The 22,560-nt window shown below is 68.2% G+C and carries 22 protein-coding genes; 7 read left to right on the plus strand and 15 right to left on the minus strand.

The features are described from left to right. Positions 1-62 precede the first annotated feature (62 nt). Complete coding sequence (locus tag BKA02_RS01065) at positions 63-251, plus strand: DUF4177 domain-containing protein (protein WP_179430481.1); 189 nt, start codon at positions 63-65, stop codon at positions 249-251. Continuing rightward, complete coding sequence (locus BKA02_RS01070) at positions 248-757, plus strand: DUF2165 family protein (protein ID WP_179430483.1); 510 nt, start codon at positions 248-250, stop codon at positions 755-757. Before BKA02_RS01065 ends, BKA02_RS01070 begins: the two co-directional genes overlap by 4 nt. A 351-nt stretch (positions 758-1,108) precedes the next feature. On the opposite strand, the gene BKA02_RS01075 is transcribed toward BKA02_RS01070, so the two are convergent. Both BKA02_RS01075 and BKA02_RS01080 read right to left on the minus strand, forming a co-directional pair. Then, positions 1,109-1,504, minus strand: coding sequence for an arsenate reductase ArsC (locus BKA02_RS01075; RefSeq protein WP_179430485.1), 396 nt, complete (start codon positions 1,502-1,504; stop codon positions 1,109-1,111). After that, positions 1,501-2,814 (minus strand): NAD(P)-binding domain-containing protein, encoded by a 1,314-nt coding sequence (locus BKA02_RS01080; RefSeq protein WP_179430487.1) that lies wholly within the window; start codon positions 2,812-2,814, stop codon positions 1,501-1,503. The genes BKA02_RS01075 and BKA02_RS01080 overlap by 4 nt, the downstream gene beginning before the upstream one ends. Before the next feature lie 80 nt (positions 2,815-2,894). On the opposite strand from BKA02_RS01080, the gene BKA02_RS01085 reads away from it, so the two are divergent. Beyond that, positions 2,895-3,254 (plus strand): ArsR/SmtB family transcription factor, encoded by a 360-nt coding sequence (locus tag BKA02_RS01085; protein WP_179430489.1) that lies wholly within the window; start codon positions 2,895-2,897, stop codon positions 3,252-3,254. 264 nt (positions 3,255-3,518) lie between these two features. On the opposite strand, the gene BKA02_RS01090 is transcribed toward BKA02_RS01085, so the two are convergent. The 11 genes from BKA02_RS01090 to BKA02_RS01140 form a co-directional block, all read right to left on the minus strand. Then, complete coding sequence (locus BKA02_RS01090) at positions 3,519-5,348, minus strand: ABC-F family ATP-binding cassette domain-containing protein (RefSeq protein WP_179430491.1); 1,830 nt, start codon at positions 5,346-5,348, stop codon at positions 3,519-3,521. A 94-nt stretch (positions 5,349-5,442) separates the two neighbouring features. Next, positions 5,443-6,567: a substrate-binding domain-containing protein gene (locus BKA02_RS01095; RefSeq protein ID WP_179430493.1), complete on the minus strand. Its 1,125-nt coding sequence runs from the start codon at positions 6,565-6,567 to the stop codon at positions 5,443-5,445. A gap of 41 nt (positions 6,568-6,608) precedes the next feature. After that, complete coding sequence (gene mmsB / locus BKA02_RS01100) at positions 6,609-7,934, minus strand: multiple monosaccharide ABC transporter permease (protein WP_179430495.1); 1,326 nt, start codon at positions 7,932-7,934, stop codon at positions 6,609-6,611. Next, positions 7,931-9,481 (minus strand): multiple monosaccharide ABC transporter ATP-binding protein, encoded by a 1,551-nt coding sequence (gene mmsA / locus BKA02_RS01105; protein WP_179435095.1) that lies wholly within the window; start codon positions 9,479-9,481, stop codon positions 7,931-7,933. The genes mmsB and mmsA overlap by 4 nt, the downstream gene beginning before the upstream one ends. Positions 9,482-9,615: 134 nt before the next feature. After that, on the minus strand, positions 9,616-10,605 hold the full coding sequence (locus BKA02_RS01110; protein ID WP_179435097.1) for a LacI family DNA-binding transcriptional regulator: 990 nt from the start codon (positions 10,603-10,605) through the stop codon (positions 9,616-9,618). 125 nt (positions 10,606-10,730) lie between these two features. Further along, positions 10,731-11,150 carry a hypothetical protein gene (locus BKA02_RS01115; RefSeq protein ID WP_179430497.1) on the minus strand — a complete coding sequence of 140 codons (420 nt, stop codon included), beginning with the start codon at positions 11,148-11,150 and terminating at the stop codon, positions 10,731-10,733. A 127-nt stretch (positions 11,151-11,277) separates the two neighbouring features. Continuing rightward, on the minus strand, positions 11,278-12,210 hold the full coding sequence (locus tag BKA02_RS01120) for a 4-(cytidine 5'-diphospho)-2-C-methyl-D-erythritol kinase (RefSeq protein ID WP_179430499.1): 933 nt from the start codon (positions 12,208-12,210) through the stop codon (positions 11,278-11,280). Beyond that, entirely contained in the window at positions 12,210-13,274 is a 1,065-nt protein-coding gene (gene mgrA, locus BKA02_RS01125; RefSeq protein ID WP_179430501.1) for an L-glyceraldehyde 3-phosphate reductase, read from the minus strand. The genes BKA02_RS01120 and mgrA overlap by 1 nt, the downstream gene beginning before the upstream one ends. Positions 13,275-13,384: 110 nt before the next feature. Further along, positions 13,385-14,152, minus strand: a complete 768-nt coding sequence (locus BKA02_RS01130) for an anti-sigma factor (protein WP_179430503.1) — start codon at positions 14,150-14,152, stop codon at positions 13,385-13,387. Continuing rightward, positions 14,149-14,748 carry an ECF RNA polymerase sigma factor SigK gene (sigK, locus tag BKA02_RS01135; protein ID WP_179430505.1) on the minus strand — a complete coding sequence of 200 codons (600 nt, stop codon included), beginning with the start codon at positions 14,746-14,748 and terminating at the stop codon, positions 14,149-14,151. Before sigK ends, BKA02_RS01130 begins: the two co-directional genes overlap by 4 nt. A gap of 29 nt (positions 14,749-14,777) precedes the next feature. Further along, entirely contained in the window at positions 14,778-16,493 is a 1,716-nt protein-coding gene (locus BKA02_RS01140) for a cytochrome c biogenesis protein CcdA (protein ID WP_179430507.1), read from the minus strand. A gap of 153 nt (positions 16,494-16,646) precedes the next feature. On the opposite strand from BKA02_RS01140, the gene BKA02_RS01145 reads away from it, so the two are divergent. Further along, positions 16,647-17,303, plus strand: coding sequence for a fasciclin domain-containing protein (locus BKA02_RS01145; protein ID WP_179430509.1), 657 nt, complete (start codon positions 16,647-16,649; stop codon positions 17,301-17,303). Between the two features lie 86 nt (positions 17,304-17,389). Here BKA02_RS01145 and rsmA read toward each other — a convergent pair whose 3' ends face one another. Next, positions 17,390-18,238, minus strand: a complete 849-nt coding sequence (gene rsmA / locus BKA02_RS01150) for a 16S rRNA (adenine(1518)-N(6)/adenine(1519)-N(6))-dimethyltransferase RsmA (protein ID WP_179430511.1) — start codon at positions 18,236-18,238, stop codon at positions 17,390-17,392. 55 nt (positions 18,239-18,293) lie between these two features. Here rsmA and BKA02_RS01155 point away from each other — a divergent pair, with 55 nt between their 5' ends. Genes BKA02_RS01155 through BKA02_RS01165 form a run of 3 tightly spaced genes read left to right on the plus strand, consistent with a single transcriptional unit; the run spans position 18,294 to position 21,896 of the window. Then, positions 18,294-19,568 (plus strand): MFS transporter, encoded by a 1,275-nt coding sequence (locus BKA02_RS01155; protein WP_343045313.1) that lies wholly within the window; start codon positions 18,294-18,296, stop codon positions 19,566-19,568. A 34-nt stretch (positions 19,569-19,602) separates the two neighbouring features. Further along, positions 19,603-20,685 (plus strand): MerR family transcriptional regulator, encoded by a 1,083-nt coding sequence (locus BKA02_RS01160; protein ID WP_179430513.1) that lies wholly within the window; start codon positions 19,603-19,605, stop codon positions 20,683-20,685. Further along, complete coding sequence (locus tag BKA02_RS01165; RefSeq protein WP_179430514.1) at positions 20,682-21,896, plus strand: MFS transporter; 1,215 nt, start codon at positions 20,682-20,684, stop codon at positions 21,894-21,896. The genes BKA02_RS01160 and BKA02_RS01165 overlap by 4 nt, the downstream gene beginning before the upstream one ends. Here BKA02_RS01165 and BKA02_RS01170 read toward each other — a convergent pair. After that, positions 21,893-22,477 (minus strand): GNAT family N-acetyltransferase, encoded by a 585-nt coding sequence (locus tag BKA02_RS01170; protein WP_179430516.1) that lies wholly within the window; start codon positions 22,475-22,477, stop codon positions 21,893-21,895. The two genes, BKA02_RS01165 and BKA02_RS01170, sit on opposite strands and share 4 nt — an antisense overlap. Positions 22,478-22,560: the final 83 nt, after the last annotated feature.

Below are 22,560 nucleotides of genomic sequence, written 5' to 3' on the forward strand. Positions count from 1 at the left end.
GGCGCGGGGTGTTGACGCGGAGCGTGCGTCGGGCCACAGTGAGCCGTGAAGGAGGTTCTGCCATGCGCGAGTACTCGTTCGACAGGATCCCGTTCGCGCGACGCCGCGACGGGGCCAAGCCGCAGGGCGATTACCGCGAGGTGATCCGCGAGCGCGCAGCCGACGGATGGGAGTTCGTGCAGGCGGTCTCGTTCGAGACCGCGGCGCAACCACACCTCGATCTGGTGTTCACACGGAAGGTAGGGCAATGACGCATCCACTTCGCCTGCTGCAGGCGTTCACGCTGTTCTGCGCGGGACTGTTCGGCCTGTTCGTGTTCATGGGCAACCTCATGGACTACGACTCCAACTACCAGTTCGTCAAGCACGTGCTGTCGATGGACACCACCTTCGAGGGCAACGCGCTGATGTGGCGGGCGATCACCGTGCCCTGGATCTGGACGGTCGGATACATCGGCATCATCATCGCCGAGGGCGTCTTCGCCGGCCTCGGGCTCATCGGCGGCGTGAAGCTGTTCCTCCGTCGCAACGCCGATGCCGCACACTTCGACAGCGCCAAGGGGTGGGGCTACGGCGCATACGCCGTGGGCTTCGCGATCTGGTTCGTCGGATTCATCGTGATCGGCTCGGAGTGGTTCGCGATGTGGCAGTCGAGCAGCTGGAACGGCAAGGACACCGCGATGCCCCTCGCCATCCTCTGGGCCGGCTTCGCCGTGCTGCTCGCACTGAGCGAGCCCGAGCGCACAACCGCGGACTGAGGCCGCCGCCACCAGGGAAGCCAACCGCGGTCGCCGACCACCGCATCGACGAACCCCTCGGCGCGCGCGACGATGAGTCGCCACGTCGACTCCGGACCGGAGACGAGCAGCACGACGCGCCCGCCCGGCATCTCGCCCACCGCGTCGCGCACATCCGAGACCAGACCCTCACGGATCCAGAGCACCTCTCCGTCGAGCGAGACGTCGAACATCGTGAAGTACCAGCCGGTGGCGCCATGCACGGCGCAGACGATTCCGACGAGCAGCCATCGCACGAGGCTCCACGGGACGAGCCGGAGCGCCCGAGAATAGTGTCGGCGGAGGGAAGTATCGCTGAGGGAAGTATTCCGCTCAGCGCAGCTCGTCGACCAGCCGCTCGATGCGGGCGCGTATCTCGTCGCGGATCGCGCGCACGGCGTCGATGTCCTGGCCGGCGGGGTCGTCGAGCTTCCAATCCTCGTAGCGCTTGCCAGGGAAGAACGGGCAGTCGTCCCCGCATCCCATAGTGATCACGACGTCGGAGGCCTGAACAGCCTCGGTCGTGAGCACCTTAGGACGCTCGGCGGCGATGTCGATGCCGGCCTCGCGCATGGCCGCCACCGCTATCGGGTTGATCTGGTCGGCGGGCATGGACCCGCCGGAGCGAACCTCGATCCGGTCGCCAGCGATGTCGCGGAGGAAGCCGGCGGCCATTTGCGAGCGACCCGCGTTGTGCACACAGACGAAGAGGACGGAGGGCCTGGTCATGACAGCACTCCCCGCAACGGACGATCGCCGGATGCCACGGTCGGCGCTGGCGCGGCGCAGCAGCTGCTGCCTTCGGCATCGAAGCCCCCGGTGCCGCCGCACACCCCCGTGCCGGGGAGGACGAGTTCATCGCGCTCAGCTGCCTCGTGGTCACCGGCAAGGTGAGCGACGACGCTGCGCACCTGCTCGTAACCAGTGAGGGCCAGGAACGTGGGCGCGCGGCCATACGACTTCGCGCCGATGATGAACAGATCCTTCTCGGGCTGCGCGAGCTGGCGCGCGCCCGTTGCTCCGACGGAGCCGCAGGAGTGGATATTCGGGTCGATCTCCGCTGCGATGCCGGCCACCGCGTCCAGCGACCCGTCCAGGTCGATGCGCACCTCGCGCAGGATGCTGGCATCGGGGCGGAATCCAGTGAGGGCGAAGACGTGTGCGGCACCGGAGATCTTCTGGCCGTTCTCGGCAATGATCGTGAGGCTGTCGCCGTCCTGCGTGAACTCCGCGATACGAAACCCAGTGACCACCTCAACGGCGCCGGCCTCGATGACCTTGCGGGCACGGGATCCGAGCTCAGCCCGCTCAGGCAGCTCATCGCCGGAGCCGCCACCGAACACGTTCACGGCGCTCCCGCGCCGCAGCAGCCAGGTCACCCGGGTGCCGGGCTCGCGACGGGCAAGCTCGCTCAGGCGGAGGACCGCATGCGTCGCCGAGTGGCCGGCGCCGACGACGACCACGTGCATGCCGGCGAGAGCAGACACATCATCGGGGATCCGGTACGAGATGCGCTCCGAGGCAGCCGCCTCACCGAGGGCTGGGTATCCGTCGGCACCCGCCGGATTCGGGAGCGACCATGTGCCGCTTGCGTCGATCACAGACCTTGCGAGAATGCGACCATCGCGCCCGTCCTGGTCGACGGTGTGCACGACGAACGGCTGCGCCTTCCGGCCGCTCATGATGACCTTGTCCCGCCCTCGCCGCGCGATGCCGCTGACGGTCGTGCCATAGAGGATCCGGTCACCCAGAGCGTCGGCGAGCGGCGACAGATAGCTGCTCACCCATTCAGCTCCGGTCGGATAGCCGCTTCTGGGCTCCGTCCAACCGGTCGGCTCGAGCAGGCGTCGCGCTGCGGCGTCGGTGAGCTCCGACCACCCGGAGAACAGACGCACGTGCCCCCACTCGGACACAGCAGCGCCGGCCGAGGCTCCGCGCTCGACGACCACGGCGTCAACGCCGCGCTCCGTCAGGTGGGCCGCAGCTGCCAGGCCTTGCGGCCCGGCACCGATGACGACGACAGGAAGCTCGGACACCATATCTCCTCAGATCGAAGAACTTCAATACGAGTATGTTCGTTCGCCTATCGAAGTTTGTCAATACGTGTCAGAATATCTGTATGAGCCTGCCTGTGACCATCGAGCAGAACACGTGCTGCGTACCGCGCATCACCGCGTCGATCTCCCTCGAGGAGGCCGAGCGTTCCGCCCGAGTATTCAAGGCAATCGGTGACCCCACCAGGGTGATGCTGCTCTCGCTCATCGCCGGAAGTGAAGGCCGAGAGGCCTGCATCTGCGACCTCATCGAGCCGATCGGCCTGTCGCAGGGGACGGTCTCGCACCACATGAGGATCCTCACCGATGCCGGACTCGTCGCTCGCGAGCAGCGCGGCAAGTGGGCCTACTTCACACTCAACGACGGAGCACTCGAGGCCGCCGCGGACGCTCTGCGGCCGGCTGCGCTGGGCATGGCGAGCTAGAAGCCAGAGTCACACGGCTGCGTAGTCGGACCAGATCCCGCCGGCTTGCTCTTGCGCCGGTCTGCGGTGTGGTCGCCAGGAATCGGATCTGGCGCCTGTGCTCGCTCTCGACGCAGCGACGCTCGCGGATTATCCGGACGGGATTGCGACGAAGCATCGACCACTGACGACATCGACCGTCCGTGTCGCGGCGGGGAGACGCGCGTTCGGCGTTCCGGAGACAGCCGGATTCTCTCTCACACACACACGTATCTGAGTTCTGGTTCAGCCAAGCTGCTCCGTGAGGTCGAACCAGCGCAGCTCGAGTTCTGCGACCTCGTCTTCGAGGGCGGTGATGTCCGTCATCTTCTCGGCGAGCCCTGCGTAGTCGGACTGAGCGTGATCGGCGAGGGAATGCTTGGCGGCGTCGATCTGCGCCGTGAGCTTCTCGATGCGGCGTTCGAGGGAAGACGCCTCCTTCTCGGCGGTGCGGCGTGCGGCGCCGTCGAGCGCCGGTGACGCGGAGACTCCGGGGGGCGACTCGCCTGGTCTCGTCTCGCTTCGCTCGCTCGACGACCGGGATGAGAGGGCCGACCGCAGCGTCAGATACTCGTCGACGCCTCCGGGCAGATGGCGCAACCTGCCGACGCCATCGGCGCCGGGGAGGATCGCGTACTGCTGGTCGGTGACGCGCTCGAGGAAGTATCGGTCGTGCGAGACGACCAGAAGCGTGCCGGGCCAGGAGTCCAGCAGGTCCTCGATCGCGGCGAGCATGTCGGTGTCCATGTCGTTGGTCGGCTCATCGAGGATGAGCACGTTCGGCTGATCCAGCAGCACGAGCAGCAGCTGCAGACGCCGCTGCTGGCCGCCGGAGAGGTCTTTCACCGGCGTCGACAACTGCGCAGAGCTGAATCCGAGCCGCTCCAGAAGTTGCCCGGGGGTCAACTCCTGCGCCTTCGATCCCGTGCCGAAGGTGTAAGAGGTGCGCAGGCCGGCGATGACCGTGCGCACTGGATCGCGCCACACCTCGGTGAGCTCGTCGAGACGCTGCGTGAGGGTTCGCACCCGCACGGTCTTGCCCCGCTTGATCCGGCCCGCCGTGGGCGCGACCGCACCCGACACGAGCCCGAGCAGCGTCGACTTGCCCGCGCCGTTGACGCCGAGGATGCCGGTGCGCTCCCCCGGCGCGATGCGCCACTCGACGTCGCGCAGCACCTCGCGCTCGCCGTAGGTCAGCCCCGCGTCGATCAGGTCGACGACGTCTTTGCCCAGGCGCGAGACGGCGAGGGACTGCAGCGAGACGGAATCGCGCACCGGCGGCTCATCGGCGATGAGGGCGTTCGCGGCGTCGATGCGGAACTTCGGCTTCGACGTGCGCGCCGGTGCGCCGCGGCGCAGCCACGCGAGCTCCTTGCGCGCGAGGTTCTGCCGCTTGGCCTCGGTGGCCGCGGCCATCCGATCGCGCTCGACGCGCTGGAGGATGTATGCGGCGTAGCCGCCCTCGAAGGGCTCGACGATGCGGTCATGCACCTCCCACGTCTCGGTGCACACCTCATCGAGGAACCACCGGTCGTGCGTGACCACGAGCAGCGCCCCGGCGTTCGCCGGCCAGCGCTTCTTGAGGTGGCCCGCGAGCCAGGTGATCGCCTCGACGTCGAGGTGGTTGGTGGGCTCGTCGAGGGCGACGATGTCCCATTCGCCGACGAGCAGCGCGGCCAGCGCCACCCGGCGGCGCTGACCGCCGCTGAGACCCGCCACCGGCGCATCCCAGTCCAGATCCGCGAGCAGCCCCCGGATGACGTCGCGCACCCGCGCGTCGCCGGCCCACTCGTGCTCGGGCACGCCGCCGACGACCGACTGCGCGATCGTGAGCGAATCGTCGAGGGTGTCGGCCTGGTCCAGCACGCCGATGCGGGTTCCGGCGCGCATGGTCACGCGACCGGCATCCGGGGTCATGCGCCCGGCCAGCATCGCCAGCAACGAGCTCTTGCCGTCGCCGTTGCGGCCGACGATGCCGATCCGATCACCCTCCTCGAGCCCTAAGGTGATGGAGTCGAAGACGACCTTGGTCGGGAATTCCAGGTGGAGGCCCTCGGCCCCGAGAAGATGTGCCATGTCGTCTCCAGGGTAGACGTCCACGCGCACGGCGACGGGCCGCCCGGAAGTCTCTCCGGACGACCCGCGGGTGCGCAGCGGATGCGGCGCTCGCCTACTGGTACTGATTGACGATGTCGAGCAGGCTCGGCACGTTCTTGTACGCCTCGGCGGCATTCGCCTTCGTGACGATGATCGGGTCGAGCAGGTACGCCGGCACGATCTTCACACCGTTGTCGTACTGCTCGGTGTCGTTGACGTCGGCCTCCTCGCCCTTCTGCAGCTGGCCGACCATCTTCACGCTCTGCTCCACGAGCAGAGCGGTGTCCTTGTTGATCGTGGAGTACTGGATGCCCTCCATGATCGACTTGACCGACTCCACCTCGGAGTCCTGACCGGTCACGACGGGCACCGGCTTGCCGGACTGCTGCACGGAGGTGATGATCGCACGGGCGAGGGTGTCGTTCGGCGAGAGCACGCCGTCGATCACCTTGTCGCCGTAGTCGGCCGTGAGGATGGTGTCCATGCGGTTCTGAGCGTTCTCCGCGAGCCAGCCCTCGGTCGCCGTCTGGCCGATGTCGGTCTGCCCCGAGCCGACGACGAGCGTGCCGTCATCGATCTTCGGCTGCAGCACATCCATCGCGCCGTTGAAGAAGACCTTGGAGTTGGCGTCGTCGGGCGAGCCCGAGAACAGCTCGATGTTGTACGGCGCCTCGTGGCCCGCGCGCTCGGCGAGGCCGTCGAGCAGCGCCTGCCCCTGCAGCTGGCCGACCTTGAAGTTGTCGAACGCGACGTAGTAGTCCACCGCGTCGGTGTTCTCGATCAGACGGTCGTAGGCGATCACGGCGGCGCCGGCGTCGTGCGCGGCCTGCACCTGGGTGGCCAGCTGCTTGCCGTCCTTGGCGCCGATGATGATGACCTTGGCCCCGCCGGTGACCATCGCCTGGATCTGGTTCTGCTGCTCGGCGACCGTGTTCGATGCCGGTGCGTACTGCACGTCGGGCTTGAACCCGGCCTCGGTGAGCGCATCGGTGAACAGCTGACCGGCGAGCACCCAGTTCTCACTGGTCTTGTCGGGCAGTGCCACGCCGATGGTGGCACCGGCGTCGAAGCCGGCGACCGGCGCGTCGGTCGATCCAGCGTCGCCTGTACCGCCGCGCTCGCCCGAGCATCCGGTGAGGGCGAAAGCACCTGCGACGACGAGCGCTGTCGCCGACAGAAGGATTCTTCCAGTCTTCATGTGATCTCTTTTCTGGTGGCGGGTGATCGCGATGCGATCCCCTACTTGCCGCGCACCGTGTCGGCGGCGGGGGTCTGGAACGGCTCCGGCTCGCGTCGGGAGAGCCGTCGCGTGAGGAAGCCGATGATCGAGGGGCGGCCCTGCTGCTTGTTCCACACGTCGATGCCGACGGCGAGCAGGAGCACGAGGCCCTTGACCATGGAGACGACGTCGGCGGGGAAGCCGAGCAACGCCATGCCGTTGTTGAGGAAGGCCATGACGAGGCCACCGATGATGGAGCCGATCACGGTGCCGATGCCACCGGAGACGGCCGCGCCGCCGATGAAGACCGCGGCGATCGCGTCGAGCTCCCACATGTTGCCGTCACCGGGACCGGAGGCCTGCGAGCGGGCGACGAAGATCATGCCGGCCACGGCGGCGAGCACCGACATGTTCATGATGACGAAGAAGTCGACCCAACGATCCTTCACGCCCGACAGACGTGCGGCCTGCCGGTTGCCGCCGACGGCGTAGATGTGCCGGCCGAAGACGGTGTTGCGGGTGAGGAACGTGTAGAGGATGACGAGCGCGAGCAGGATGACGCCGGAGATCGGGAATCCGGTGCCGGGGCGCCCGTTGGCGAACTGCCATCCGGCGAGCAGGATGATGACCGACAGTGCGACGACCTTCACCACGCTCACCCACAGCGGGGCCGACGCCGACCCCATCCGGTGCTGCACGCGGCGAGTGCGGATCTCATAGAACACGACCCACGCCACGGCGAGGAGCGCGAGCACCATCGTGAGCACATTGAAATTGAAGGGGCCCCCGACCTCGGGCAGGTAGCCCGCGCCGATCACGACGAAACCCTTGGGTACGGGCACCGTGGTCGACTGGCCGATGAACTGGTTGGCGCCGCGGAAGAAGAGCATGCCCGCCAGCGTCACGATGAACGCGGGCACTCCGACATAGGCGACCCAGAAGCCCTGCCACGCGCCGACCAGCGCTCCCACGACGAGGCCGAGCAGGATCGCGAGCGGCCAGGGCAGGTTCCAGTCCGCCATGGATTTGGCCACGATGATCCCCACGAACGCGGCCACCGAGCCGACCGACAGGTCGATGTGCCCCATGATGATCACCATCACCATCCCGATCGCGAGGATCAGGATGAACGAGTACTGGTTGATGACGTTGATGAGGTTGCCCGACGACAGCGTCGTGCCGTTGGGCTTGAGGATCATCGTGGCGATCTGGAAGATCAGGATGATCACCACGAGCGATCCGAGGATGCCGAACTGGCGCAGCGACGACTGCGCGCCGCCGAACATGGCCCTCAGATCGGAGAATTGGAACCCGCGCGGGGACTCGGTACCGGTGGTGCCGCTCATGCGCTCGCCTTCTGGTTGGTGGAGGTCATGCTGCGCATGAGCGCCTCCGGGGTGGCTTCGGATGCGGGGATGCAGTCGGTGACGCGCCCCTCGAAAACGGTGTAGATGCGATCGGACATGCCCAGCAGTTCGGGCAGCTCGCTGGAGATGACGATCACTCCCTTGCCCGCCGCGGCGAGTTCGTTGATGATCGAGTAGATCTCGTACTTGGCCCCGACGTCGATGCCGCGGGTGGGCTCGTCGAGGATCAGCAGATCGGGGTCGGTGAACATCCACTTGGCCAGCACGACCTTCTGCTGGTTCCCCCCGGAGAGCTTGTTCACGCCCTCGTCGACCGTCGGCGCCTTGATGCGCAGGGTCTTGCGATACCGCTCGGCGACGATGGACTCTTCTCGATCGTCGACCACGCCGCGACGGGCGATCTTGGAGAGCTTCGCCGAGACGATCGAGCGCTTGATGGTGTCGAGCAGGTTCAGTCCCAGCACCTTGCGGTCCTCGCTCACGTACGCCAGTCCCTGCCGGATGGCGCTGGCGACGTCGGGGATCACGATCTCCTGGCCGTCCTTGAACACGGATCCGGAGAGGAACGTGCCGTAGGAGCGTCCGAAGATGCTCATGGCGAACTCGGTGCGCCCCGCACCCATGAGGCCCGCGATGCCCACGACCTCGCCGCGGCGCACCTCGATGCTCGAGCCCTTCACGACCATGCGCTCCGAGACGGTGGGGTGCTGCACCCACCAGTCGCGCACCTCGAAGAAGACCTCGCCGATCTCGGGGGTGCGGTCGGGGTAGCGGCTCTCCAGGGAACGGCCGACCATGCCGCGGATGATGCGGTCCTCGTTGACCTCGCCGCGCGAGATGTCGAGGGTCTCGACCGTGCGGCCGTCACGGATGATCGTGATCTCGTCGGCGATCTGCTCGATCTCGTTGAGCTTGTGGCTGATGATGATCGAGGTCATCCCCTTGGCCTTGAGGCCAAGAATGAGATCGAGCAGGTGCTGCGAGTCGTTCTCGTTGAGGGCCGCGGTGGGCTCGTCGAGGATGAGGAGCTTGACGTCTTTGCTCAGCGCCTTGGCGATCTCCACGAGCTGCTGCTTGCCGACGCCGAGGTGCTTGATCGCCAGGTCGGGGTCTTCGGCGAGCCCGACGCGCGCCAGCAGTTCCGCGGCCTCGGCCCTGGCCGCATGCCAGTCGATGACGCCGCCGCGGCTCTTCTCGTTGCCGAGGAAGATGTTCTCGGCGATCGACAGCTCGGGGATGAGCGCGAGCTCCTGGTGGATGATCGCGATGCCGGCCTCTTCGCTGGCCGCGATGTCCTTGAAGCGCTGCTCCTGACCGTGCAGCAGGATGTCGCCTTCATAAGTACCGAAGGGGTAGACGCCCGAGAGCACCTTCATGAGCGTCGACTTGCCGGCGCCGTTCTCGCCGCAGATCGCGTGGATCTCGCCGGTGCGCACCGTGATCGACACGTCCGCGAGGGCGGTGACTCCGGGGAACCGCTTGGTGATGGCGCGCATCTCCAAGATGGGGCCCGAGACGGCGGGCATCGTCGCTGTGCTGCTCACTGATCTTCCTCGATACGAGACTGTGGTTCAATGTGACCGTTCACATAGATGGGATACATCGTGCAACGACCGTGCGTGCCTGTCAAGTCACAGACGCCGATCGCGTCGCGACCGTGTCACGATCGTGACCCGGACGACTCACGCACGCGCAGTTCGGGAGCGAGCAGACCGAACACCGGCACCTGCTCTCCGCGGATCTGGGCGAGCAGGATGCGCACGGTGCGCCGCCCCACCTCGGGGAAGTCCTGGTGCACCGTCGTCAAGGGCGGGTGCACGTGCGCGGCGACCGGGATGTCATCGAAGCCGACCACACTCACGTCCTCGGGGATGCGCAGGCCCGCATCGCGGAACCCGTGCATCAGCCCGATCGCCATCACGTCGTTCGCGGCGAACACCGCGGTGAAATCGCGCCTGCGGGCCAGCTCCGTGCCCGCGAAATAGCCGAAGTCGGCCGTCCAGTCCCCTCGGATGGGCGGGAATGTGGGCAGGTCCGCGTCGCGCAGCGCGTCGAGATAGCCGCGCATCCGCGACTCCGCCTCGATCCAGTCCTGCGGTCCCGCCAGGTGCAGGATGTCGGTGTGGCCCTGGGCGATGAGGTGGTCGGTGATCATGCGCGCGCCTGCCACCTGGTCGGCCGACAGGCTCACGCCGTCCGAGCCCGATGCGGTCTGCAGGCTCACGAAGGGCACGGAGACCGCCATGCCCTTGAGCACGCTGTACACGCGCACCTGCGGGGCGAGCACCACGATCCCGTCGACGTGCTCCCGCACGAGCTGGCGCACCGCGGCGCCGATCGCCTCAGGGCTGCTGTCGGTGAGGTTCAGGGTGCTGACCGAGTACCCCTCCGCGCGCGCGGCGTCTTCGATGCTCGCGATCGACGACGTCGGCCCGAACTCGCCGATCGTCGCGGAGAGGATGCCCAGGGTGTTCGACCGGCTCGTCACCAGCGCGCGCGCGGCGAGGTTGGGGCGATAGTCGAGCACCGAGATCGCGTCGAGCACCTTGGCCTTGGTCTCGGGACGGATGCTCGGATGCTCGTTGAGCACTCGGGAGACCGTCTGATGCGACACCCCCGCGAGCCGCGCCACATCGCGGATGCTGGGCATCCGCGCGCGCTCCGAGGAGTTGCTCGACACGTCGGCCTCCCGGGATGTGCACGGTCACATGGGTGCTCCCATTATGCACCCCGCGCCGCGCGGCGCCCCGGCCCGGCCACGGATCGGCGTCACGCTCACTCCCGCGGAGCGAGCCCGCCGTACAGCAGCTCCTGCGTCTGCGGGTCGCGCACGACGAACACCTCCTCGCCCGCGCGGGGGATCTCGATGCGCGAGACGAGCGTGTTGATCGCGGTCTGCACGCCGTCGATCTCGATCATCATCACGACGTTCGGATTGCCGTTGACGGTCATCCCGCTGTCGTAGAGCGAGATCACCGGCACCGTCTGCGGCACCGCTCCGGCCGCGACGAGGGCCTGGTAGCGCTCGGCGGCGTGGATGCCCGAGCTCGCCTCCTTGATCTGGTCGGTGAGCTCGGTGCCGAGGAACGCCTTGGTCATCTTGCCCATGAGGCCCCGCCCCTCGACGATGTCGTCGAGCGACTTCTCGGCCTCCTGCTGACGCTCCTGCATGCTCTTGCGGGTGAACAGTCCCATGATCGACTCCCGTCATCGTGCGTATCGCAGCGGGTCGCTGCACGACCGACGCTAGAAGGCCCGGCGGTGCTCCCGATCACGGATCGCACGGCGTTCATCCGCCGTTCGGCGGCTGGTGGCCGGCTGTTCAGCCGATGATCCGCGCACCGGGCACCGGCCCGTACGCGTGCATGGCATCGCGGCCGTTCTCCGCCAGCCGGTCGCACACCGCGGAGGCGGAGGCGGGGTTCTCGCAAAGCAGCGCGATGGTCGGGCCCGACCCCGACACGATGCCTCGCAGCGCGCCGCAGGCGACCCCCTCGTCGATGACGGTCTGCAGATCTGGCCGCTCGAGCAGCGCGGCCACCTGGAGATCGTTGGCGAGTTCTGCCGCGAGCGCGTGCGGATCGCCGCTGCGCAGCGCCTGCAGCACCGGGGGCGGAACGTCGAGCGAGCGGGGCGGCTCGTCGGCGAGGGCGCCGTTGTGCTCGCGATACTCGTCGAGTCGCGCGTAGACGGCGGGCGTCGACAGCCCGCCGTCGCTCGTGACGAGCACCCAGTCGTACCGCCCGCGGGCGAGGGCCGTGGTGAGTCGGTCGCCGCGGCCGGTGCCCACCGCCGTACCGCCCATCATCGCGAAGGGCACGTCGGCGCCCAGGCGCGCGGCCAGCTCGTGCAGGCGGGTGGTGCTCAGCCCCGTCTCCCACAGGGCGTCGCAGGCGAGGAGGGCACCGGCCGCATCGGCCGATCCGCCGCCCATCCCGCCCGCGACGGGCACGGACTTGCGCAGCTCCAGGTGCACGCCGCCGGTGTAGCCGGTGGCCGAGGCGAGCAGCTTGGCCGCGCGCATCGCCAGGTTGCGGTCATCGGTGGGCACACTGTCGGGGTCGGCGGCACCGGTGACCTCGAGCGAGAAGTCGGCGGCATCGGTGGCGATGACGTCTTCGCCCAGCGACAGCGCCTGGAAGACCGTGGCGAGCGCGTGATAGCCGTCATCGTGGCGGCCTCCGACGCCCAGGTACAGGTTGACCTTGCCCGGCGCGCGCACGTGCACGGAGCGTGTGGCGGCCGGGAGCGTCATCACAGCTCCGCGGATTCGGCCCAGAGGTCGACGTCGATGCGGCCGGCGAGCTCATCGATGCGCGCCCGTTCTTCGACGGTGAGGTCGGGGGCGTCGAGCGCCGCGAGGTTCTCGTCGAGCTGCTCGGGACGCGAGGCGCCGATCAGCGCCGACGCCACGACGTCGTCGCGGAGCACCCACTGCAGGGCGAGCTGTGCGAGCGACTGCCCCCGCTCCTTCGCGATGTCGTTCAGCGCGCGCAGGGTGTCGACCGACTCGGGCTTGAGAGCTCCGGTCGGCAGCGACGAGCGCTGCTGGGCACGCTCGGCCGTGCCGTCGCCGAGATACTTGTCGGTGAGCAGTCCCTGCGCGAGGGGCGTGAACGCGATCGCGCCCATGCCGGCGGTGCGCAGCGCATCCGTGAGCCCCTCTTCGACCCAGCGGTTGAGGATCGAGTACGCCGGCTGATGGATGATCAGGGGCGTGCCCAGGCGCTGCGCCGCCTCCACGGCAGCGGCGGTGCGCTCGGCGCTGTACGAGGAGATGCCCACGTACAGCGCCTTGCCCTGGCGCACGAGGGTGTCGAGCGCACCGACCGTCTCCTCGATCGGGGTGACCGGGTCGACGCGGTGCGAGTAGAAGATGTCGACGTAGTCGAGCCCCATGCGGGTGAGCGACTGCTCGGCGCTGGCGAGGATGTACTTGCGGCTCGCGAAGTCGCCGTAAGGGCCGGGCCACATGTCCCATCCGGCCTTCGACGAGATGATCAGTTCGTCGCGGTAGGGCCGGAAGTCCTCGGCGAACAGCCGGCCGAAGTTCTTCTCGGCCGAGCCGTACGGCGGGCCGTAGTTGTTGGCCAGGTCGAAGTGGGTGATCCCGCGGTCGAACGCGTGCCGCAGCAGGGCGCGCTGGTTGTCGAGGGGGATGTTGTCGCCGAAGTTCCACCACAGCCCCAGCGAGATCGCGGGCAGGTACAGGCCCGAGGATCCCACCTGGCGGAACCGCGCCCTCTCGTAGCGGTCGGCGGCCGCCTGGTAGGGGCGGTGGAGTTCGGGGACGTTCGATCGGAAGCGCGATTCGGTCACCTGCTCAGGGTATCCCCCGCGCACGGGTATCGGATGGTCGCGGCAACGGGGCGCGATGCGCTGCCGTTCGGCGGCTCACTCCTGTACAGCGTCGGCGAGCGCGGTGCGGCCTATGGCGTGGGGATCGCGAAGAGCGGGTCGGTGGTCGGCGCGCCCGTGGGTGAGCCTCCCGCCTGCTCCACCGTCATCGCGACGGTGTCTCCTGCGCGCACATCCCCGTCGAGCAGGGCGATCGCCTGCCCCTCGGCCGGCTCGGCGAGAAGTCCCGCAGGCAGAGCGGCGCCGCCACGGATGACCCACAGCTGATAGTCCTGTCCCTCGCCGAGCAATTCCAGCCCCTCCGCGACCACGACGCCCTCGCCCAGTTCGACCGACCAGTGCACCGTGGCCGTGCCGCCGTCGTCGAGGGCGGCCGACGCCTGCGCGGCGTCTCCGGCCGCCTCGATCTTCTCCAGTGCGACGACCGACGGCGAGCGGTTCAGCTGATTGCTCAGCGCCACCGTGCCGTAACCGATCCCGGCTAGCAGTGCCAGCCCCGCAGCCAGCGCGAAAAGGATGCGCAACCCCCGCCGACGGGGCGGTTCGACCGTGGATCCGGCCGACGGCTCCCCCGTCTCCTCTGTCGCCGAGATGGCGGAATCGGGCGGCGTCTGCGGGGTCGACGCGATCTGAGCGAGCAGCCGGTCGCGCACATCGACCTCGGGAGTCGCAGGACGTACGCCGTCGGCGAGCCCGGCCGCCGTCTCGGCATCCGAGGCGGCGATAGCCCCCCACTCGGGATGCTCGCGCAGCGCCGAGAGGTACCGCGCCTCATCCGCGTGCGAAAGAGCATGCAGCGCGTGACCCGCGGCGAGCTCGGCGAACTCCTCCTCGTTCATGCCGTCACCCCCATCTCCGTGCGCAGGCGCGTGAGCCCGTCTCGCATCCGTGTCTTGATCGTTCCCAGCGGCGATCCGACGAGTGCCGCGATCTCGCTCTGGCTGTAGCCGCCGTAGTATGCGAGGACGAGGGTCTCGCGCTGCACGTCCGGCAGTCTGCCCAGCGCCGCCACGACCTGTTCTCCCGCGATGCCGAGTTCGACTTGCTCCGCGACACCGTCGTGCTCGATCGCGATGTCCTTCAGGCCCGCACGAACATCGCGATCGGCGCTCGCCTGCGACGCCCGGACCCGGTCCACGGCCCGGCGATGTGCGATCGTGAGCACCCAGGTTCTTCCCTGCCCCTTGTTCGGAGCGAACCGCGCAGCGGATTGCCACACCTCCAGGAACACCTCCTGGAGCACCTCCTCGGACTGCGCCCGGTTGACGAGCACGCGAAGGATGAGCCCGAACGCACGGGCGGAGAGCATGTCGTACAGCTCCGCGAACGCTGGCTGGTCCCCGGCGGCGACGCGAACTATGAGGGCACCGGCGTCGTCTTCCGCCGATCCATCCTCGGATACGTTCACGCCGTCGATGACCATTCCGACAAGCATGCCTCATCCTCCACCGTGAGCCGGTACCGTCACCCGAACGTGAAGGAGTAGACCTGCACTCCTTCGGACACGTCGACCTCGAGCACTCCGGTCCTGACGGCCGAGTTGCCGAGGACTCCGTAGGAGCCCGGGTCGCCATCGACTGTCACCGTCTTCTGCTTTCCGTTCGCCCCTCGGATGACGACCTCGCCGGATCCTGCCAGCACCATCCGCACCTCTGCGGCGTGGTAGGCGAGACGGATCCTGCCACCGCGCGGCGTCGACGGCTGCGCATATTGCGTCTCGATGGTCCAGTCCCCGTCGAGGGCGAAGGTGTCGTCGGCCTGCTCCGCGGGGAACGAGAACGATCCCTGCCCTGCACGATAGGGCACGCCTCCTCCGAAGTTCACGTCCTTGGACGAGCCGAGGAAGCTCTCCGGGGTGGTCGATCCCACGTCGGGCGTCTCATCGGCGACGTTCGATTCCGCGGGCAGCACCGCATCGGGATTCGCGTCGAGGAGGAGTTCTCGGATCATGCTCTCCGTGGCGGCGTAGTTGCCCTCGCCGAAGGAGATGTGGCGCACGGTGCCGTCTGCATCGATGAGGTAGTGCGCCGGCCAGTACCTGTTGCGGTAGTTCGTCCAGGTCGAGAGGGAGTTGTCGAGCGCGACGGGGTACTCGATGCCGAAATCGCGCATACCCGCAGCGACGTTGTCGGCGTTCTTCTCGAAGGCGTACTCGGGAGAGTGGATGCCGATGACCTCGAGCCCGAGGTCCCGGTACGCCTGGTCCCACGCCACGACATGCGGGATCGACCGCTGGCAGTTGATGCACGAGTAGGCCCAGAAATCGATGAGCACGACCTTCCCTCGAAGATCGTCGAGATCGATCGCCGCGCCGTCCGGGGTGTTCAGCCACTGTTCGATGCCCTTGATCGACGGCGCCGGTCCGCACGATTCGAGCTCGTCCGCCCCGTTCGTGCAGTTGTCGAGCTCACGGTTCTCATCGGTGACGAGCCCGCCGAGATCGAGCGCATCCGAGACCTGATCCGAGTCGGCGATCTCCTGCTGGATCGGTGCGGTGTAGTCCGGGAGCAGCCGCTGCAGCGCCTGCGGCAGGTTGAACACCAGCCCCACGGCGAGGGCGATCATCGCGATCCCCGCGGCGATCCTGAGGCCCCGCTCCTTCGCGCGGAAGGCGCGGATGCGCTCGACCACGCTGCGCCCGGCCAGAGCGAAGACCAGCAGGGGCACGGACACACCGATCGCGAAGGCGACGGTCAGCATGATCGTCCCGATCCCGATCCGTCCGGTGGATCCGGCGACGATGATCGCTGCGAGCACAGGGCCCGCGCAGGGGACGAACACCGCGCCCAGCGCGAGCCCCACCCCGAAGCCGCTGCCGCGATTGGTCACCTCGCGCTGCCCGAAGCGCTGGAAGGGCCGCTCCAGGATCTGCTCGAACCTCGGCACGATGAGTCCGATCCCGATGACGACGAGCACCGCGATGCCCACCCAGCGGATGATGTCCTGCGGCAGGTTGAGCAGTCCGAGCAGCAGCGAGCCTCCGAGCGTGACGAGCGTGAAGCTCAGCACCAGCCCGGCGATCACGAGGTAGGGCCGGCTGCGCCTCGCCGGAACCGGTTCTCCGTCGAACTTCGCCGACTGTGCGCCTCCGGTCAGGAAGATCACCGGGAGCACCGGCAGGATGCACGGTGAGATTCCGGTGATGAGCCCGCCGAGCAGGCCGATGATGATCAGCTCCATCAGGTCCTCGCTTCTGTCACGAGGTATTCGCGTCACAGCGCCGATCGGATTGGAATCGCCCGGATCGGGAATGCCCCCATCCGATTCCGGCCGGGCTCCGAACAGCAGTCGACGCCACGGAGAGGCCGTGGCTCAGTTCTGAAGGAGCTCGACATGTTCAGCACCAAGAAGAAGGTCACTGCGGCACTCACCCTCACGGTCGCCAGCGCGTTCCTGCTGTCCGCCTGTTCGATGGGCAGTGCGCCCGCGGAGGAGTCGCCGGCACCCAAGGCTCCGGAATCCTCCGAGGCGACGCCGGAGACGATGGATCCGGCGGCGAACCTCGTCGGTCCCGGGTGCGCCGCCTACGCGGATGAGGTGCCCGACGGCGCGGGGTCGATCCAGGGCATGTCCCAGGATCCGGTGGCCGTCGCCGCATCCAACAATCCGCTGCTGACGACGCTCGTCGCCGCGGTCAGCGGCCAGCTCAACCCCGACGTGAACCTCGTGGACACGCTCAATGGTGACGAATTCACCGTGTTCGCCCCCGTGGACGACGCCTTTGCGAAGATCGACCCCGCCACCATCGAAGGGCTGAAGACCGACAGTGCGACGCTGAGCTCGATCCTCACCTACCACGTGGTTCCCGGCCAGATCGAGCCGGCCGACATCGCGGGAAGCCACACCACCGTGCAGGGCGCGGACCTGGAGGTCACCGGAAGCGGCGAGAAGTGGATGGTCAACGACGCCAACGTCATCTGCGGCGGAGTGCAGACAGCCAACGCGACCGTGTACCTGATCGACTCGGTGCTGATGCCCCCGGCCGCGTGATCTCCCGCCGGCGTGGGATCGCCGACGCGGGGACGGTCTGGCCGTCGGCGGGTCTTCCGTCGGCGGCCGTTCCGTGTGCCGGCGGCTCAGCCTTGCACGCCGGCGAGCGCGATGCGATGGTAGTCGTCGACGGTGAGCGCCTCGCCGCGGGACGTGGGGGCGACGCCGGCACGTTCGAGCACCTCGGACGCCGCCGCGGCACTGCCGAACACGCCGGAGAGCGCCTGACGGAGCATCTTGCGGCGCTGGTTGAAAGCTGCGTCGACCACGGCGAACGTGCGGCGGCGCTCATCCTCGGACCCGCGGGGCTCGGGGGCGCGCACGAACCCGACGAGGAGGCTGTCGACGTTCGGCACCGGCCAGAACACCTGCCGCGACACGGTGCCGCACAGCCGCCACGGCCCGTACCAGGCCGCCTTCACGCTCGGCGCACCGTAGATCTTCGATCCAGGGGCGGCGGCGAGGCGCTCAGCGACCTCGGCCTGCACCATCACCACGCCGCGCCGGATGCCGGGGAAGGTCTCCAGGAAGTGCAGCAGCACGGGCACCGAGACGTTGTAGGGCAGGTTGGCGACGAGGATCGTCGGGTCGCCCGGCAGCTCGGTCACGCGCAGCGCATCCGCATCGACGACGGTGAGCGCTTCCTCCGCGGCACCGTGCGCCCTGGCCGTTTCGGGGAGGTGCGCGGCGAGGCGATGATCGATCTCCACCGCCGTGACGGATGCGCCGGCTTCGAGGATCGCGAGGGTCAGCGAGCCGAGGCCCGGGCCGATCTCGACGACCCGCTCCCCCGGCTGCACGTCGGCGGCCTGCACGATCTTGCGCACCGTGTTCGCATCGACGACGAAGTTCTGCCCCAGCTTCTTCGTCGGCGTGACGTCAAGCTCGGCGGCCAGGCGGCGGATCTCGGCGGCTCCGAGCAGCGACACGGTCATCCCGCCATTCTTCCGCATCGCACCGGATGTCTGCGGGCACTCCTAGGATCGAGCGGTGACCTCCCTCGGCGAGCTCATCGCGCCACGGCGCATGGGCACGGGCTTCCGCTGGCTGCTCGCCTCCTCGTGGACGAGCAACGTCGGCGACGGCGTCGCGCTGGCCGCCGCGCCTCTGCTCATCGCGTCGATGACCTCGTCGCCCATCCTCGTCTCGCTCGGCGCGGTGCTGCAGTTCCTGCCCTGGCTGCTGTTCGGGCTGCACGCGGGCGCGATCGCCGACCGGTTCGACCGGCGCCGCCTGGTGATGCTCGCCAACGCCGGCCGTGCCGTCGTGCTCGTCGCGCTGTGCGCATTTCTCGTGACCGGCACCGCGAACATCGCGATCGTGCTCGTCGTCGCGTTCCTCTACGGCACCGCCGAGGTGTTCGTCGACACCGCTGGCAGCACGCTGCTTCCGATGCTCGTGAAGCCCGCCGACTTCGGCATCGGCAACGCCCGCCTGCAGGCCGGCTACCTCGTGGCGAACCAGTTCGCGGGGCCGCCGCTGGGCGCCTTCCTCTTCGCCGCCGGCACGGCATGGCCGTTCCTTCTCGAAGCGGTGTGCGTGTCACTCGCGATCGTGCTCATCTCGCGGATCGCGCGGTCGTCCGTCGCGCTGGCGGCCGCAGATGAGCCGACCGAGGCGCGCAAGCCCGTGCACACCGACATCGCCGAGGGCGTGCGGTGGTTGTGGCGCAACCGCCCGGTCCGGATGCTCGTCATCATCATCCTCACCTTCAACGTCACCTGGGCGGCGCCCTGGGGAGTGCTCGTGCTGTATGCGACGGAGCATCTGCACATGGGCGCTGTGGGGTACGGGATGCTGACCGCCGCGTCGGCCACCGGCGGGCTGTTGGCGACGGTGCTGTTCGGCTGGCTCGAGAGGCACGTATCGTTCGCCGCCCTCATGCGCGTGTGCCTGTCGCTCGAAGTGCTCATGCACCTCGCCTTCGCCCTGACGACCAACGGCGTCGTCGCGCTCGCCATCATGTTCGTCTTCGGCGCGTACGCGTTCGTCTGGGGCACGATCTCGACCACCGTGCGCCAGCGCCTCGTTCCGACCGCACTGCAGGGGCGCATCGGCTCGGTCAACATGGTGGGCGTATTCGGCGGAATCGTGATCGGGCAGGCCCTCGGCGGCGTGATCGCGCAGTTCTGGGGCCTGACCGCACCGTGGTGGTTCGCCTTCGTGGGCGCGGCGATCACCCTCGTGCTCGTCTGGCGGCCAATCTCGCACATCGCCGCGGCGAAGCCGGTGCGAGCGGATGACGACGGAAGCGAAGCCGCTTGACCTTCACCCGGGGTGAATGCTGAGCATTGGTTCCATGACGACGTCAGAACAGCCGTTGCAGACGATCAGCGCATTCAGTCGCGCCGTCGGGTTGAGCACGAGCAGCATCCGCGACTACGGCGCAATCGGCCTCCTCGTCCCCGCGGAAGTACACCCGGCATCCGGGTACCGCTACTACGCCGATGCCCAGCAGCGGCGAGCGATCTGGATCCGTCGCCTGCGTGAAGCCGGACTCGACCTCGACCGCATCCGCACCGTCGTAGACGCCGAACCGCAGGATGCCGAACGCATCCTCGACGACTGGCTCGCGGAGATCGATGCCCGGGCAGCGGCTGCGTCCCAGGTCGCCGAAGACCTCCGCGCCGAGTTGCGCGCGGCAGGCGGCGCATCCCCTGCTCGGACCTGTCGCGTTCGGGTCGTTGTCGAGGCGGTCGTGGCTGCCATCCAGCAGGTCATGAGGGCGTGCTCTCGGGAGGATGACTCCTTCGCGACGGTGCTGCTCGAAGCGGATTCCGGACGACTGTCGATCACTGCGACCGATCGTCGGCTGCTCATCCGCCGAAGCGTCCCCGCCGTCACACTCGGCGATGCCGGTCGCTTCTGCGCTCGCCCTGACGAGCTGCTTTCCTGGCTCGATGCTCTCGCGCCCGGGCTATGCGAGTTCGTGATCGAATCGTCGGATGCGCGGAAACCTGGCGGCGATATCCCCCGTTCCATGCTTCTTGATGCCGATGGCGTTCCCATCGCCGTGCCATCCCGTATCGATCCGTTCCCGAGCCCGGAGCGACTGATCGACGTCGCGGACGTGCCCCTCGCACGAGCCGCCTTGCAACGAGCGGGCGCTGAGGCGCTCCTGAGCGACGCGACGACGGCAAACCTGCAGCTTGAGTTCGCGGACGGCACAGCCCGCCTCATCTCGGAGAAGGCAACGCTGACCGGACGCAGCAACGGTGAGACCCTGCGCCTCAGAGTCGCGCGATCACCGTATGCGACGGCCGTGCAGGCGACGATCGGAGATCAGCTCACCTGCACGATCTACGCGGAGCCTCGACACATCGCGTGGACCGCCCCGTCCCAGCCCGACTTCGTCGCCCTGGCCACCTACCTGCCGGCGTGAGCGCGACCGCCGTGCATCCGGGGTTCGCCGCCTGGGTGGGGGCGACGTTCGCCCTCGAGCTCGGCTCCGGCCTCCTCGCCTTTGCGCTGACCTGGACGGCATCCGGCTACGGTTCGTTCGAAGCGGCGATCCTGCTGGCGCTGACGATCGCGCCCACCGTCGTCCTGACCCTGTTCGCCGGCACGCTCTCGGACCGATTCGGCCCTCGCCGCGTTCTCGTCGTCACGACCAGCGGCATGGTGGTCATCGCCGGATCGATCGCCACCGCGACGACCGTGCTTCCGGGGGAACCCGGGGTGCTGCTCGTCGCCGCGGTGCTGATCGGCACGGTGTCGGCGTTCTTTCGGCCCGCGGCCGGTGTCTTTCCCCGACTCTTCGTCGCCGATCACGACCTCGGAATCGCGATGGCACGCGTCGGCCTCGCCAGTCAACTCGCGCGCACGATCGGGCCGCCGCTGGGCGGCATCCTCCTGGGAGCGCTGACCCTCAGCGGTGTTGCCTGGCTGGATGCGTTCGGCTCATTGGCGATGCTCGGCGCCCTGTTGCTCATCCATCCTCCGAAGCGGGTCCTCGAACACGTCGATCGCGTCACGCTGCGGGAGGCGTTCGCCGTCGTCCCCGCCATCCGGCGCGCCAGCGGCGCCGGCGCCGTGCTTCTGGGGATCGCGATCGTCGCTGGCGCCGTGATCCCGGTCGTGACCCTCGGTATCCCTCTCGCCGCGCGGGAACGCGGCTGGACCGTGGTCGATGCGGGGATCATCGAGTCCGGGTGGATCCTCGGCGGAATCGTGTGCGGAGCGTGGTTCGCGTGGCGCGGCACGATCATGCGCGTCATGCGGCCGATAACGCTGGGCCCGATCATCGTCGCCGCGGGTCTCGTTCTCCTCGCCCTCGCGTCACACCCCCTGGTCGCCACGATCGGCACGGCCGTTCTCGGCGCTGGCGTCGTCGTGTTCACCGCCCATGCGTTCCCGACGTACATCCTCCTCGCGCCGAAGGCCCTGATGACGCGGTTCCAGAGCGTCCTCATCTTCATCCAGCTGACGCCTCAGCTCTTCATCAATCCGCTGATCGGCGCGGGTGTCGACCTGTTCACGACAGCGCCGGTCATCATCGGTGCCGGTGTCCTTGCCATCGCCGCCGCCGGAGTGATGCTGGCGAACAAGCGCCTGCGCGCGCTCGGCGAGGATACCGGAACTGAAGACGGCTAGAGGGCGGCGAGCCGGGCATCCAGACCATTGCGGACGGCGGGCCACTCGTGCGGGAGGATCGAGTACGCCGCGGTGTCGCGCAGCGATCCGTCGGGCATGATCCTGTGGTTGCGGAGAACGCCGTCGAGCTTCGCGCCCAGCCGTTCGATCGCGGCGCGGGACTGACGGTTGTGGAAGTGCGTCATCAGAGAGACGGCGATGGCGTCGCAGGTGTCGAAGGCGTGTGCAAGCAGGAGGCGCTTCATCGACGGATTCACCTCGCAGCCCTGCGCATCCTTCGCGATCCAGGTGTAGCCGATCTCGACGCGACGGTTGGGCTGATCGATGGTGCAGAACGTCGTCATGCCCACGACCTCGTCGGTGGCGAGCCTGCGCACGGCGAAGGGATTCATTGCTCCCGCGTCGCGCATGGCGAGTCGACGATCGATCTCTGCGGGCACCTCGTCGGGTGCCGGGACGAACGTGTACCAGGGCGAGACGAGCGTGGCCGAGGCACGTGCGAGGTCACCCGCATGGTCTGCTCGCAGCGGCTCGAGCCGGACGCGGCCATCGTCAAGGGTGATCTCATCGAGAAAGCGCACCCGCTCAGCGTAGTGCCCCGGAAGAGTGTGGATCTGCGCGAAGATCTTTCCCTCATTTCTCGAATATTATCGCGAATGTCAGT

It is taken from the genome of Microbacterium pseudoresistens (genome assembly GCF_013409745.1).
Taxonomy (GTDB): domain Bacteria; phylum Actinomycetota; class Actinomycetes; order Actinomycetales; family Microbacteriaceae; genus Microbacterium; species Microbacterium pseudoresistens.